Annotated in this window: 10 protein-coding genes; 4 read left to right on the top strand and 6 right to left on the bottom strand. The window is 63.7% G+C overall.

The window, feature by feature from the left end; all coding sequences use genetic code 11:
• Positions 1–28: 28 nt before the first annotated feature.
• Genes QJT82_RS34930 through QJT82_RS34920 form a run of 3 tightly spaced genes read right to left on the bottom strand, consistent with a single transcriptional unit; the run spans position 29 to position 4,082 of the window.
• The gene (locus QJT82_RS34930; RefSeq protein ID WP_028341522.1) at positions 29–2,254 is read right to left on the bottom strand and encodes a molybdopterin cofactor-binding domain-containing protein; all 2,226 of its coding nucleotides are present in this window, start codon (positions 2,252–2,254) and stop codon (positions 29–31) included.
• Positions 2,251–2,742: a (2Fe-2S)-binding protein gene (locus QJT82_RS34925; RefSeq protein ID WP_028341523.1), complete on the bottom strand. Its 492-nt coding sequence runs from the start codon at positions 2,740–2,742 to the stop codon at positions 2,251–2,253. The genes QJT82_RS34930 and QJT82_RS34925 overlap by 4 nt, the downstream gene beginning before the upstream one ends.
• The gene (locus QJT82_RS34920; RefSeq protein ID WP_051447921.1) at positions 2,739–4,082 is read right to left on the bottom strand and encodes a cytochrome c; all 1,344 of its coding nucleotides are present in this window, start codon (positions 4,080–4,082) and stop codon (positions 2,739–2,741) included. Before QJT82_RS34920 ends, QJT82_RS34925 begins: the two co-directional genes overlap by 4 nt.
• 133 nt (positions 4,083–4,215) lie before the next feature.
• Here QJT82_RS34920 and recQ point away from each other — a divergent pair, with 133 nt between their 5' ends.
• Positions 4,216–6,084 (top strand): DNA helicase RecQ, encoded by a 1,869-nt coding sequence (gene recQ / locus QJT82_RS34915; protein WP_028341525.1) that lies wholly within the window; start codon positions 4,216–4,218, stop codon positions 6,082–6,084.
• A 106-nt stretch (positions 6,085–6,190) separates the two neighbouring features.
• Here recQ and QJT82_RS34910 read toward each other — a convergent pair whose 3' ends face one another.
• Positions 6,191–7,108, bottom strand: coding sequence for a DUF1186 domain-containing protein (locus QJT82_RS34910; RefSeq protein WP_051447922.1), 918 nt, complete (start codon positions 7,106–7,108; stop codon positions 6,191–6,193).
• A 222-nt stretch (positions 7,109–7,330) separates the two neighbouring features.
• Between QJT82_RS34910 and QJT82_RS34905 the strand changes: the two genes are divergently transcribed.
• Both QJT82_RS34905 and QJT82_RS34900 read left to right on the top strand, forming a co-directional pair.
• The gene (locus tag QJT82_RS34905; protein ID WP_028341526.1) at positions 7,331–9,079 is read left to right on the top strand and encodes an NAD(P)/FAD-dependent oxidoreductase; all 1,749 of its coding nucleotides are present in this window, start codon (positions 7,331–7,333) and stop codon (positions 9,077–9,079) included.
• A gap of 80 nt (positions 9,080–9,159) precedes the next feature.
• Complete coding sequence (locus QJT82_RS34900; protein WP_028341527.1) at positions 9,160–10,101, top strand: metallophosphoesterase; 942 nt, start codon at positions 9,160–9,162, stop codon at positions 10,099–10,101.
• 163 nt (positions 10,102–10,264) lie between these two features.
• Here QJT82_RS34900 and QJT82_RS34895 read toward each other — a convergent pair whose 3' ends face one another.
• Positions 10,265–11,524 carry a trypsin-like peptidase domain-containing protein gene (locus QJT82_RS34895; protein WP_028341528.1) on the bottom strand — a complete coding sequence of 420 codons (1,260 nt, stop codon included), beginning with the start codon at positions 11,522–11,524 and terminating at the stop codon, positions 10,265–10,267.
• A gap of 427 nt (positions 11,525–11,951) precedes the next feature.
• Here QJT82_RS34895 and QJT82_RS34890 point away from each other — a divergent pair, with 427 nt between their 5' ends.
• Entirely contained in the window at positions 11,952–12,083 is a 132-nt protein-coding gene (locus QJT82_RS34890) for a hypothetical protein (RefSeq protein ID WP_259245081.1), read from the top strand.
• Positions 12,084–12,713: 630 nt separating this feature from the next.
• Here the strand turns inward: QJT82_RS34890 and QJT82_RS34885 are convergent.
• Positions 12,714–12,887, bottom strand: coding sequence for a hypothetical protein (locus QJT82_RS34885; protein WP_155258556.1), 174 nt, complete (start codon positions 12,885–12,887; stop codon positions 12,714–12,716).
• Between the last annotated feature and the right edge of the window lie 1,180 nt (positions 12,888–14,067).

Below are 14,067 nucleotides of genomic sequence, written 5' to 3'. Positions count from 1 at the left end.
GGTTCGAGCAATCGAAATCAACTTCATTTCATGCGTCGATCGCGTCCTTGATCCGCTTGCGGCTGAGCGGCAGGTCGCGCAGCCGCTTGCCGGTCGCATGCGCGATGGCATTGGCGAGCGAGGCGGCGGCCGGGCCCTGCCCGGTCTCGCCGCTGCCGAGGAACGGCTGGCCGGGGCGGTTGATGATGTGGACGGCGATGCTCTCGGGCACCGCATTGAAGCGCAGGATCGGGTAGGTCTGCCAGTCGATGCTGGTGATCCTTGTCTCATCGAAGGTGACGCCTTCATAGAGCGTCCAGCTCGTCGACTGCACGATCGCGCCCTCGATCTGGTTGGTGATGCCGTCCGGATTGACGACCTGGCCGGCGTCGACGGCGGCGACCGCGCGCACCAGCCGGGCCCGCCCGGTTTCGCGGTCGACCTCGACCTCGGACGCGATGGCGCAATAGGCGGCGAGATTCTTGTAGCGCGCGAACGCGAAGCCGTAACCGCGATTTCGCGGCGGCTGCTGCCCGCGCGTCCAGCCGAACTCCTCCGCGGCCTTCTCGACCACCGCTCGGCCGCGCTGGTCGTCGAGATGCCTGAGGCGAAACTCGACCGGATCGGCGCCGGCGAGAGCGGCCAGTTCATCCATGAAGCTCTCGGTCGAGAACACGTTGTGATAGGCGCCAAGCGCGCGCATCGCGGAGATCCGCAGCGGCATCGCGGGGATGAAGTGATGCATCACATGCGCGTTCGGAAAATTGTAGATCGGGATCGCGTTGCGATCGCCGCCACCTTCCGGCAACGGCAACGGCTTTGGTGCGGGCACCGCGAATGATCGCGCCATGTGCTGGGCCGCAAGCAGCGCGCCGGCGCCGCCCGGCCGCATCGAATGAGTGTTGCTCCACACCGCAAAATTCCAGTCGGCGATCTTGCCGTCGGTCGTAAGCGACGCGCTCAGCCTGGTCACCATCGCCGGACCATAGGGCTCCCAGCCGTGCTCCTGCTCGCGCGTCCACTGCACCCGAATTGGGCGCCCTGGCAGCGCCCGGGCGATCAGCGCGGCGTCGGCCGCGGCATCGTCGGCGCCATTGTGGCCGTAGCAGCCGGAGCCTTCGACATGGATCAGGCGGACGCTGGCGAGCGTCATACCGAGCATCTCGGCGATCGCCTGCCGGTCGGGATAGACGCCCTGCGTGTGCGTCCACACCGTCATCGCGCCATCGACGAATTGCGCGACCGCGCAGGACGGCCCGATCGAGCCGTGCGACTGGTAAGGCCGCGTATAGGTTGCTTCGAGCGACCGCGCGCCGCTCACCGTGGGATCGCTACGCCGGAAGATCGCGAAATCCTGCGACGGCAGCGCAGTCAGCACCTTGGCCAGATCGTGCTGGTTCGGCAGCTTCGCGCTCTCCCGCCACTTCGCCGCGGCGGCCAGCGCGTGCAAGGCCTTGACCGCCGAAAATTCCTTCTCCGCCACCACGGCCAGGAAGTTGCCGTCGCGCACGATTTGAATCACGCCGGGCATTTTCTCGATCGCGGCCGTGTCGCATTCCACGAGCTGCGCGCCGTAGCTCGGCGGGCGCACCACGCGCGCATGCACCATGCCGGGAAGCCGCATGTCCTGCACATAGGCGGCGCCGCCCGTGACCTTGGCCGGAATGTCGACGCGCGGCACCGGCTGGCCCATCACCTTGAAGCTCGCCGGATCCTTCAGGCTCGATGTCGGTTGCGCCTGGACGTGCAACATGTCCGCGGCGACAAGCTCGCCATAGCCCAGACGCCGGCCATCGGGAGCGACGACGGCCGCATTCTCGGTTCGCAAGACGTCGGGCGGCAAGTCGAAACGCTTTGCCGCCTCCGCCACCAGCAACATGCGCGCCTGCGCTGCGGCATGCAGGATCGCCGTGCCGCTGTCCTGCATCGAATGGCTGCCGGACGTGTAACCCTCGTTCGCCGTGAGTTTGGTGTCGGCGGTGATCGCCTTCAGCGCATCGAAGGGAATATCGAGCTGCTCGGCCGCGATCTGCTGGAACGCGGTGCGGAATCCCTGGCCGAGTTCGGCCTTGCCCGTAAAGGCCGTGACTTGGCCATTGGCATCGATGCGGATCCAGGAATCCAGATTGGGCGATTTCGCCAGGCTGCCCGGCAACTCCGGGCTCTGCGCAGCCTTCTGCTCCTGCGCCACCGCATGGCGCAGCGAGAAGCTGACGATCAGCGCGCCGCCGCCGGCCAGCACGCTGCGGCGATCGAGAACCACCGGCGCGGTCATCGGACGCTCCTGTCGTTTGCGGCGTCGGCGGTATCCATCAACCTGGCGGCGCGGTGCACTGCGCGCAGGATGCGCATATGGGTGCCGCAGCGGCAGAGATTCGGCTCCAGCTCGGCACGGATCTGTGCATCCGATGGCTTCGGGTTGCGCATCAGCAGTGCCTGCGCGCGCATCATCATCCCGGCGATGCAGTAGCCGCACTGCGCCGCCTGCTCCTCCATGAAGGCGCGCTGGATCGGCGCCGGCGCGGCCACGGTGCCGAGCCCTTCGAGCGTCGTCACCTGCTTGCCCTCGACCAGGACCAGCGGCGTGACGCAGGACAGCACCGCCTTGCCGTCGACGATCACCGTGCAGGAGCCGCATTGCCCGAGACCGCAGCCGAACTTGGCGGCATTGAGCGCCAGATCATTGCGCAGCACATAAAGCAGCGGCGTATCCGGTTCCGCATCGACCTGATGATCCCGGCCATTGACCTTCAATGTCATCATGGCTTGCCTCGCTGCCTGGATTCTGATGGCGTGTCGCGCGCCGCAAGCGACGTGGCCTGCACCGCCCGCGCATCGCGCACCGCCTTGTCGAGATTGGCCCACGCCGGCCGCTTGCCGAACCGCTCGCGCAGATAGGCCGTGAGCGCGACCATCTGCGCATCATCGATGCTGGCGGAGAAGCCCGGCATGATCGGGCTGCGCTCGCCTTCGACGGCGCCGACGCCCGACAGCACGATATTGAGGAGGTTGCGCGGGTCGGGGCTTGCGATCGCCGTGCTGAGCGCGAGATTGACGCCACCATAGGGCAGCGCGCGGCTGCCCTCGTGACAGGAGGCGCACGCCGCAGCATAGATCGCCGCGCCGGCCGCATGGGTTTGTGCCGCATCATCGGAAGACGATTGCGCCACGACGTCGGCTGGCCGTTTGCGATCCGGCGCCGGCGCGCCCGAGATATCGGCCATGTACGCGGCGATGGCCCGCACGTCGCTGTCGGGCACCGTCGCCAGATTACCGACCACTTCAGCCATCGGCCCGCGCGCGGTGCCATGATCGGCCTGCCAGCCGTGGCGCAAATAGGCGTAGAGCGCGTCGGCGGTCCACTGCACCGGGGCGTGCGAGGTGTCGTTCAGCGCGTAGGCGTGCCAATTGTCGACCTCGCCACCGGAGAACTGCGCATTGACACGCTCGGCGCCGAGCGCGTTGCGCGGCGTGTGGCAGGCGCCGCAATGCGCGAGCCCCTCCACCAGATAGGCGCCGCGGTTCCATTCCGCGCCCTTCGCCGGGTCCTGAGGGACATCGCCGCTGCGCAGATACAGCAGCTTCCACCCCGCAATCAGCGGTCGATAGTTGAGCGGAAACGACAGCTGATTCGCCGGCGGCGACGCGTGGACCGGCTGTCGTGTCATCAGGAACGCATACAGCGCCCGGTCGTCCGCATCCGAGACGTTGGTGAAATGGTCATAGGGAAAGGTCGGGTAGAGATGCTGGCCATCGCGCGCCACGCCCGAGCGCATCGCGCGGACGAACGCCTCCTCCGGCCAGCGCCCGATACCGGTTTCGGCATCCGGCGTGATGTTGGATGAGAAGACGATGCCGAACGGCGTTGGAACCGGGAGCCCGCCGGCATAAGTCGCGCCGCCCTGCACGGTATGGCAGGTGTTGCAATTGCCGATCGCGGCGAGTTCGCGGCCGCGTTTGACCGCATCGGGGTCGAAGGTATCGGCCCGCGGCGGCGCAATGGCGGCAATCTGTGGCCGCCGGGCGACCGCGAGGCCCATTGCCGCGCCCGCGACCAGCACGATCGCGGCAATGCCTGTGATGATCCGCAGCTGACCAGTCATGCTGAATTGAGTTTGTTGTTGGGACGTGTATTAACACCTTTCGTTCCGGTATCGTTCGGCCATAAGACCTCGATCACCGCCTGTTGACCCCGAGGAAATCCTGGGAAATCCCAAAGGGATCGCGCAAGGGACCATGACCGCCCAGCCCGCCCTCGATCGCGCCTCCGCCCCGTCTCGCGATGCGCTGTCCGTGCTCAGTTCCGTGTTCGGCCTGTCGGGCTTCCGCGGCGCGCAGGAAAAGATCATCCGCCACGTCACCGATGGCGGCAATTGCCTGGTGCTGATGCCGACCGGCGGCGGCAAATCGCTGTGCTATCAGCTGCCGTCGCTGCTGCGCGACGGCTGCGGCATCGTGGTATCGCCTTTGATCGCGCTGATGCGCGACCAGGTCGCGGGCCTCACCGAGGCCGGCGTCAACGCCGCGGTGCTCAATTCCACACTGTCCTATGAGGAGGCCTCCGAGGTCGAGCGGCGGCTGCTCGCCGGCGATCTCGACCTGCTCTATGTGGCGCCCGAGCGGCTGCTGACGCCGCGCTGCCTCAATCTGCTCGGCCAGGCGCAGATCGCGCTGTTTGCGATCGACGAGGCGCATTGCGTCTCGCAATGGGGCCATGACTTCCGCCCGGAATATATCGGCCTGTCGGCACTCGCCGAGCGCTTCCCCAAAGTGCCGCGCATCGCGCTGACCGCGACCGCGGACGCGCTGACCCGGAGGGAGATCGCCGAGCGGCTGCAGCTTACCGACGCACCGCAATACGTCGCGAGCTTCGATCGGCCCAACATCCGCTACGAAATCGTCGACAAGCAGAATGCGACCACGCAGCTGAAGAACTTCATCAAGGAGCGGCATGCCGGCGACGCCGGCGTGGTCTATTGCCTGTCCCGCGCCAAGGTCGAGGATGTCGCGGCGGCGCTCAGCGAGGCCGGCATTGCCGCGTTGCCCTATCATGCCGGGCTCGACGCCGGCCTGCGTGCCCGGCATCAGGACCGCTTCCTCAACGAGGACGGCATCGTGATCGTCGCCACGATCGCGTTCGGCATGGGCATCGACAAGCCCGACGTGCGCTTCGTCGCGCATCTCGATCTGCCGAAGAGCATCGAAGCCTACTACCAGGAGACCGGACGTGCCGGCCGTGACGGCAAGCCGTCGGCCGCGTGGATGGCCTACGGGCTCTCCGACATCGTGCAGCAGCGCCGCATGATCGATGAATCGACCGGCTCCGACGCCTTCAAGCGCGTCTCGGTCGGCAAGCTCGACGCGCTGGTTGCGCTGGCTGAAACGGTGCATTGCCGCCGGCAGCGCTTGCTCGGCTATTTCGGCGAGACCCGCGCGGAGGAAATCTGCGGCAATTGCGACAACTGCCTGACGCCGCCGCGCGTCCGCGACGGCAAGGTGCTTGCACAAAAGCTGCTGTCCTGCGCCTACCGCACCGGGCAACGTTTCGGCGCCATGCACCTGATCGACGTGCTGGTCGGACGGCTGACCGAACGGGTCAAGCAGTTCAACCACGACCAGCTGTCGGTGTTCGGCATCGGCCGCGAGCTCAACGAGAAGCAATGGCGCGCGGTGCTGCGCCAGCTGGTGGCGATGGGCCATCTGCGCGCCGACAGCGACGCCTTCGGTGCGCTTGTTCTGACCGACAGCGCCCGCGGCGTGCTGAAGGGCGAGACCGCGGTGATGCTGCGCGAGCAGCCGGAAGGCGCGCGCAACCGCGCAGTCCGCGGCAAGTCGCGCCGCGGCGAGCTTGTGCCCGCACCCGACAGCCCGGGTGGCGTCGCAAATCCCGCGCTGCATGCGGCGTTGCGCGCCTGGCGCTCGGACGTCGCGCGCCAGCGCGGCGTGCCGGCCTATGTCGTGCTGCATGATTCCACCATCGACGGCATCGCCGCGATGCGGCCGGACACGCTGGGCGAGCTGCGCAACATCGCAGGGATCGGCGACAAGAAGCTCGAGCACTACGGCGACGAGCTGATCCGCATCGTGAAGGCGACGGAAGGCTGAACCTGGGCCAAGCTATATCCATATCCGCCAGCATTTCCGGATCGGTCTCGAACGAAGCGGCGTCCGGATGTGCGCCAATGGTCGGCAGATCTAGGGCGACTGCACCTCAACCTTGATTGGCGAGGCAACATTTCTTGTATTTCTTGCCGCTTCCGCATGGACATGGATCGTTGCGTCCGACATGGCGGAGGGGATTCCTCACGGGCTCCGAGGGCATCCATTGCGTGTCGAGATCGTCCTCGGCGTCATCGTAATCGGTCCACGCCAGCGCATCGACCACATCTTCGATATAGCCGAGATAACTTTCCTCGAAGCGGGTAATGTCGTCGGGTCTCTGCTCGGCGGTGGCGAGCAAGTCGTCAAACTCGCTGCGTATGAACGGCGAGTCAGGGATGCGGCCATCGTCGATGGCGCTATGCACCAGCGGTGCCAGCTCGCGTAGTCCCAGCAAGGCAATTGCCTGCTGCCAGCCATACCAAGCTTGGTCCTCATCGTCGGCAAGTCTGTCCTCAAAGAATGCTACGAGCAGGTGTCGCATCCGCTCGTGCGGGATACGTCCGTTCCACGTAAGGAAGGCTGCCGCGCCGAGAATTTGGTCGCGGACGAACTGATCAATGGATCGATCCCCCACCATGCCCAATAGTGTATCGACGTCCCCATCGAAAACGCCGGCGACGATGCTCGCCATGCTTTGGGGCACAACATCCCCGAGCAGATAATCGAGCTCGGCTTCGGGCCGGCGCAGCAACCGCAGCAGGTCGCGGCATACGTCCTGGTCGCGGGCTCCGCCGAGGATATAGAGGCCGCGGAACAGAAGCGTGACCTCGTCGTCGGAGAGCGCTTCACCATTCGCCGCACGAGCGACCAGGGCGCGCAGCGGCGGAGCCGCCTCTTCCATCCTGACCAGACACATCCCAACCGCAAGGGCAGGTAACCGCTTTTCAGTAGCGACCGCTTCCAGGTAACCGTCGATCGGCCCCAAGTCGCCCCGCTTGAAGATAGCTTCTACTTCTTCCTTCTTCATGGGAACTCGATCTTTTCGGGCAGGTGAACGATCGCGACAGAACAACTACCGGATCACCGCTCATCCCCATACTCTACCAGAGACAGCATAGGAGCTATTCGCTGGACGGCAATACGCTTGCTTGCGGGCCGCGCCGCCCTCGCCCTAATCTTTCTGTCGTTGCGTCCAACAAGGCGCGACCAAGACAAGACATAACGACAAGACATAGGGAAGAGACGGCCCATGGCTCAGAAGAGCACCGCGCGCAAGGCTGCGCGCCCTGCCGAAACCGGAACGTTCGATGCCGTGGTGATCGGTGCAGGCTTCGCCGGCATGTACATGCTGCATCGGCTGCGCGGCCTCGGCTTCACCGCACGGGTCTATGAGGCCGGCGGCGGCGTCGGCGGCACCTGGTACTGGAATCGCTATCCCGGCGCGCGTTGCGACGTCGAGAGCCTGCAATATTCCTTCTCGTTCTCCGAGGAACTCGATCAGGACTGGAGCTGGTCGGAGAAGTATTCTCCGCAGCCCGAAATTCTCGCCTACGCCAATCACGTCGCCGATCGCTTCGATCTGCGCAGCCAGATCGTGTTCGACACCCGCGTCACCGCGGCGACCTTCGACGAGCAGGCAGGCACATGGCTGATCGAGACCGACCGCGGCGACAGGGTCACCGCAAAGTTCTGCATCATGGCGGTCGGCTGCCTGTCGGCGCCGAACCGGCCGGCTTTCCCAGGCATGGCGGATTTCCGCGGGCCGATCTATCACACCGGCGAATGGCCGCATGAGGGCGTCGACTTCACCGGCCTGCGTGTTGGCGTGATCGGCACCGGCTCATCGGCGATCCAGTCGATCCCGATCATCGCGCAGCAGGCGTCCGAGCTCACGGTGTTTCAGCGCACCGCGACCTGGTCGGTGCCGGCATGGAACGAGCGGCTGTCGACGGAATATCTGAGGGAAGCCAAGGCGCATTATCCGGAGCTGCGCGCAAAAGCCCGTGCGCGCCCGACCGGCTTCTATTTCCAGTTCAACGCCCAGCCCGCCTTGCAGGCGAGCGAGCGGGAGCGCGAGCAGCAATACGAAGAAGCCTGGCAGCGCGGCGGCCTGCCCTTCCTCGGCGCGTTCGGCGATCTCCTGTTCGAGAAGGCCGCCAACGACACCATCGCCGATTTCGCGCGCGAGAAGATCCGCGGCATCGTCAAGGATCCCGCGACGGCTGAGCTGCTGTGCCCGCGAAACGTGTTCGGCTGCAAGCGGCTCTGCGTCGACACCAATTATTTCGAGACCTACAATCTGCCGCATGTGAAGCTGGTCGACGTGTCGACGACGCCGATCGATCGCTTCACGACGGAAGGCATTATCGTCGACGGCACCGAATACAGGTTCGATGCGATCGTCTCCGCCACCGGCTTTGCCGCCATGACCGGCTCGTTCGACAAGATCGCGATCACCGGCCGCGGCGGGCAGACGCTGGCCGAGAAATGGCGGGCCGGCCCGCGCGCCTATCTCGGCCTTGCCTCCGAGGGCTTTCCGAACTTGTTCATGATCACCGGGCCCGGCAGCCCCTCGGTGCTCGCCAGCATGATCCAGGCGATCGAGCAGCATGTCGATTGGCTGGCTGATTGCATCAGTCATATGCGCGACATCGGCGCCGGCACGATCGAGGCGGTCCGCGACGACGAGGACGCCTGGGTCGCCCATGTCAACGACGTCTCCACGGTCTCGCTGCGCTCGACCTGCAGCTCCTGGTATGTCGGCGCCAACATCCCGGGCCGTCCCCGCGTGTTCATGCCCTATATCGGCGGCTTCCCAATCTATGTGCAGAAGTGCAATGAGGTGATGAACTCGGGTTACGACGGCTTCGTGCTGCAGGGCGGGCGCAACGGCAATGCACCGCCGCAGGTGCGCTTCACCGAGCGTTGGCAGGTGCCGCTCGACATCGAGGTGATTTCGCCGGCCGCGGTCGCCGCGAAGCGGGTTCCCGTGGTCTGAGTGCCGGCGGTATCCCCACCGGGATTGCGCATGATAGTGTCGCGCCGGTCCGCGCTTCAAACCGCGGGCCGACGGGGAACATGGCCGACACGGCATTGCAGGGATTGATCGAGCGGATCGGCGCCGACCATGTGGTGCGCCGGCTTGGGATCGAGGCCGCGCACGAGAAGCAGCTGTTCGGCCAGGGCACGCTGGTGTTCAATGTCGAGAACTGGAAGCTGGCGCCGCGGATCATCGAGACCGCGCTCAAGGTGACCGGCCTCCATGGCCGCGCGCGGCGCAATGCCGATAGGGTCGAGGTGCGGCGCAATCTGGTGACGTCGGCGCGGCTGCCGGTGGCCTTCGACGGCTTCACCATCCTCCAGCTCAGCGATCTCCACGCCGACATCAGCCAAGGCGCGATGCGGCATCTGATGGACATCGTGCGCGATATCACCTGCGATATCTGCGTTTTCACCGGCGACTACCGCGGCAAGACGTATGGGCCGTTTGAAACGAGCCTCGCGCTGATGCGAGATCTGTGCGCGCGGATCAAGCTGCCGCTCTACGGCATCCTCGGCAATCACGACAGCATCCGCATGACGCCGGCACTGGAGGCGATGGGCATCAGGATGCTGTTCAATGAGCAGGAGCCGATCACGCGCGATGGCGCGACGATCCACCTCGCCGGGATCGACGACGCCCATTTCTATCGCACCGATGATATTGCAAAGGCTGCCGCGGCGATCCCGCGCGATGCATTCTCGATCCTGTTGGCGCATACGCCGGAATCCTATCGCGCGGCGGCGGCCGCCGGCTTCGACCTGATGCTGAGCGGCCATACCCATGGCGGCCAGCTCTGCCTGCCCGGCGGCATCGCGATCAAGCTGGAGGCGCGGCTGCCGCGCCGGATGGGCAGCGGCGCATGGCGGTTCGGCGCGCTTGCCGGCTACACATCGGCCGGCGCCGGCACCAGCCTCGCGCCGGTGCGGCTGAATTGCCCGGCCGAGATCACCGTGCATACGCTGCGGCGGGCCGGTTGAGCTCACCCCGCCCGTACGTCGCAGGCGCCCATTGCCAAAATATCGAAAACAACCCCATGCAAAGTAGCCGGGGGCTGCCCGGACGTCGCAAGGAAAGACGCGTGGCCGGTAGCCAGATGCAGTCGCCCTGCGGTAAGGACGGGAAGAAGGCGTAGCGGAGCTCTCAATTGCCCTTCTTCGCGTTCGCGCTCTGCTCATTCACCGTGCAGATGATCAGCAGCGTGTAGCCGCGCGCATTCTTGGCAATCTCGGCGGTTTCCTTCTTCATCTCCTCGCGCCACTCGGCGGTCCGGTACGCCACCGCGCTGTTGTCGAGGAAATCGCGCAGCGCGCCGGTCTTGATCGCGAAGTTGATGTTCTCCGGGATGGTCCCCGTCGCCCGCGCCATCCTGACCGCGTCGAGTTTGGCAGCCACGACGCCGACCACCGCGCCGGAAAGATCGAACAGCGGACCGCCGCTGTTGCCGGGCTGCACGGCAGCGCTGATCTGCAGATGACGGGTATCGTTGAGGATGCCGCTCAACGAAGAGACAATGCCCGTGGTGACCGTGAAATCGGATGTCAGCAATCCGTGATAGGGATAACCGATCGCCACCACGCCGTTGCCGACCAGGATGGGGTTTTGCCTGAGGCTGACGACGTCCTTGAACGGGGTCGGCGCCTGCAGCAACGCGAGATCATTGGTCTCGTCATCGGACACCAGGCGCAGCTTGACCGGCGCCTCGCCGCTCAGGTTGCCCGTGATCTCGCTGCAGCCGCCGACAACATGGTGATTGGTGACGACGTGGCCGCTGCTGCTGACCACAAAGCCGGTCCCCGTCCCCGATCTCGCCTGTTTCTGCGTGGGCCCCGGAGCCGCCTGCTGCGGCGGCGCAGCCGCGGGCTTTGCCGCGACGGCGAACTCGCCGGCATTGGCGACGCCGTTCTTCTTCACCGAGACGACGCAGTTGAGCAGTGCCGGCAGCAGCTGGGCGGTCTGATTGAGGTTGAACTGAAACAACTGGCCCTGCGCGAAGGCGGTCATCTGGCGCGCCTTGCGGAACTGGTTGATCAGCGCCGAGTTCACCGGCATCTCGACATTCACGAGCTGCGTGCCGAGCGGCATGCCGTAGACATTGAACGCAGGCTGACCGTCGAAGGTCAGCGCGAGCGGAAAGGCCTCGCCCGCCGTCAGGCGCCAGCTCTCATGGGCAAAGCCGAGCCGCCAGCTGCCATTCTCGGCGATCGATACCATGAAGAAGATGCCGCTTTGATACGTGGTGCCCGCCGAGCAATGGGTGAAGGCGCCATTCTTGTCGTTGGTGAAGGCGCCACCCTTCCAGTTGCCGACGCTGATCGAACCGTAGGGACCGCGCGCGCTCGACGGAGTTGCAGACGCAAACAGCCACGCGGCCGCAACGACCGCCCAGATCGCAACTCTCATGACGCACACTCCCCAGCCACAACCCATCATAGGAGGCGGAGAAATTCATCCGCAAGTGGAGCGCGGCTTGGACTTTGGTCCTGGAGCCACGCAAGCCCACCGCGGATGAGGCAATCGCCACACCCTCAGGTTACAAAACCTATGTTCTCATTTTGTTCTTATGTCAATCGGGGTGCTGTCCGTATTCAAGCCCCCATGTCCTAAGTCGGATCTCGGAGTGTCTTAATTCGGATTAAGCGAACGGAAACCAAGGGTTGGCCGTTGTTCTCGGTAGAGCTACTGAGGCGGTTTGGTGAATGTTCTGCCCACGGCGAACATTCGTGGGTGAACGGACCGGAATGATCCGGATAGGCCCATCAAGAGTTCTTTAAAGTGGCCCTGCGACGATCCTCAGCATTGGCTGAATGAGCTTAAGGATTGCCCATTCATGAAAGGGCTGTTCATTGCAATAAGCGTCATCGCCGGCCTTTTCATCGGCGATCAACACTTCAACCACGGTCAATACACGGACGCCGTGCAGCGCATGGTTGCTCAGATGAGGCATTCTTTCGGAATATAAGGCCGCCTCAATTGAACGGAGTGCCAGTCGCTCTTAGTGCGATTTATATGCCGTGATGATTTGGGCGAATTCGTCGTCATCATCGACGGTCACTAAACCGATGACCATCCAGCCTGCGCACAAGCCGAGAACCATCAACGTCATCTTTAGCCACGGTCTCATAAAAGCTAATATGCTCCGAGAACCAGCTATTTTCCACCCCACCGGTCGTTTGGTGCTCTCCGTATTAGGCCCCAGTGGGCCATTGGATGTTCTGGCCCCATCAATTTCCATGGTCGCCATCTGTTCTTGATCTAGCTCAACGAGCGGAACAACGGCGGCATCCGGGGATTCACCGTGGGTGAACCGAGCTTCCTTGGCCTGATTTTGATTTGAGCGCTAAAGTGCGCACGCTCGCTCGAAACACCTTTGAGGGGAGAGTCATGAAGTCAATTTTCAGAATTGCTTTGGCCTTAGCTATTTTTGCCGGTTCCACCGCGACCTATGCGCAGACCCCAACCACACAGAAGGCCGCGACCGGCCAAAAGGGCGCCGCTAAAAACGCGAAACGAACTTCCATGCATGATGGCTGCCATAGCAGGGCGGCCCAAATGTCGGGAAAGCCTTGCCATTAACGTAAAGGAGGCCGCCTCAGTTGGTGGCCTCTTCCTCGTCCTGTTCGGCCAAAATCTCTTTGTCGAGTTCGAGTTTCTTAATCAGCCCGTTCGATTTCCTTGACGCCGATCTGTCCGTCACGAGCAAGCAGAAACTGGCATCCTTCGCCAAAAGCCCTGTTGTTAGTTCGCGTTCGCCAGCCATCAGCATAACCTTTCCTTGACCTACTGGCGCCGCTTGGAGAGGGGACGCGGACGATGGGCGCTGCGACGCAGCCCCATCCATTTCGCTCTCTTCCCCGGCCACGCCCGGCCTCAACCTCGTCGATCACAAGTCGCCCGGCGATCTCATCACGTAAAAAGAAACGGCCCCAGCGAGGCATCGGGCCGGGGCCGAGTTGCACTTTGGTCGTCCCAGCGCTCGTCCAGCGCCGGGCATGCGGCAACGGCAGTCGCCCTTCCCGTGTCCCAAATGAAATGGCCGCAGCATCCCGTGTGAATCAAAAGGGGGCCGCACCAAAATGCGGCCCCCGCTGAACAGCCACTCAAAATGCCCCTGCCTCTCAGCAGAGGGCTGTAGCTCTCGCCAATATTTAGACTTTTAACGGTGTTGTGGATTCCGGGTCATAACGGACCTGTTTTCAGGTGTCCTAATTCCCCCGCTGCGAGTGTCCTAACTAGAATAGGACAGCACCTCAATCGGGGTGCTGTCCCGTATTTAAGCCTCGTGTCCTGAGTTGGATTTCGGAGATTACTGAGCAAGAATTTCCAAAGAAACAGCCCCAGCACCCTTGGAGGGTAGTGCTGGGGCCGTTCTCATTGCTGTCGCCGAGCCGCCGCTGTCGGTAATCGGGCTAGCCCCTCTGGGCCTCAAAAAATTGTCCTTAATGAAACCTTCCCTGCCCAAGTGAGGCGAATGATCCAATCAAAGCGTGAGCCAGTCAATTAACTTGCGTAAATCAAAGGTAAAGAAGTCGTCCGGATGCTTAACGGGCCGGGCCGGGTGTCCTAATTTCCGGCTGCGAGTGTCCTAACTAGGACAGCACCTCAATTGGGTCCTGTCCGTATTTAAGCCTCGTGCCCTAAGTTGGATTTCGGAGTATCCTAATTCAGAATAAGCGACGGAAACCGCAACTCGGTCAATGTTCTCAGTGGGACAACCGAGACGGCCATCGGATGTTCTGGCTCCATCAATTTGCATGGGACACCATTCGTTCTTGATCTAAGTCAATGAGCAGAACAGAGGGGCATCCGGGGTTCTCCGTGGGTGAACGGAGTTCCAGCCAGCCTGTTCGCTGCTTTCGTCCCCCTTAGCTGCCGCGCGGCGAACAGGATGGAAGTGGAGCGTCGACCATGATGAGAGGGCTACGCCGGGCTCGTGACGCAGGGAG

This window comes from Bradyrhizobium sp. Mp19, assembly GCF_029952935.1.
Taxonomy (GTDB): domain Bacteria; phylum Pseudomonadota; class Alphaproteobacteria; order Rhizobiales; family Xanthobacteraceae; genus Bradyrhizobium; species Bradyrhizobium elkanii.
This window is presented reverse-complemented; position numbering and strand designations above follow the sequence as displayed.

Bases quoted from the DNA above. Each gene is read 5' to 3' on its own strand.
- QJT82_RS34930 (WP_028341522.1), bottom strand. From the start codon at position 2,254: ATGACCGCGCCGGTGGTTCTCGATCGCCGCAGCGTGCTGGCCGGCGGC.
- QJT82_RS34925 (WP_028341523.1), bottom strand. From the start codon at position 2,742: ATGATGACATTGAAGGTCAATGGCCGGGATCATCAGGTCGATGCGGAA.
- QJT82_RS34920 (WP_051447921.1), bottom strand. From the start codon at position 4,082: ATGACTGGTCAGCTGCGGATCATCACAGGCATTGCCGCGATCGTGCTG.
- recQ (WP_028341525.1), top strand. From the start codon at position 4,216: ATGACCGCCCAGCCCGCCCTCGATCGCGCCTCCGCCCCGTCTCGCGAT.
- QJT82_RS34910 (WP_051447922.1), bottom strand. From the start codon at position 7,108: ATGAAGAAGGAAGAAGTAGAAGCTATCTTCAAGCGGGGCGACTTGGGG.
- QJT82_RS34905 (WP_028341526.1), top strand. From the start codon at position 7,331: ATGGCTCAGAAGAGCACCGCGCGCAAGGCTGCGCGCCCTGCCGAAACC.
- QJT82_RS34900 (WP_028341527.1), top strand. From the start codon at position 9,160: ATGGCCGACACGGCATTGCAGGGATTGATCGAGCGGATCGGCGCCGAC.
- QJT82_RS34895 (WP_028341528.1), bottom strand. From the start codon at position 11,524: ATGAGAGTTGCGATCTGGGCGGTCGTTGCGGCCGCGTGGCTGTTTGCG.
- QJT82_RS34890 (WP_259245081.1), top strand. From the start codon at position 11,952: ATGAAAGGGCTGTTCATTGCAATAAGCGTCATCGCCGGCCTTTTCATC.
- QJT82_RS34885 (WP_155258556.1), bottom strand. From the start codon at position 12,887: ATGCTGATGGCTGGCGAACGCGAACTAACAACAGGGCTTTTGGCGAAG.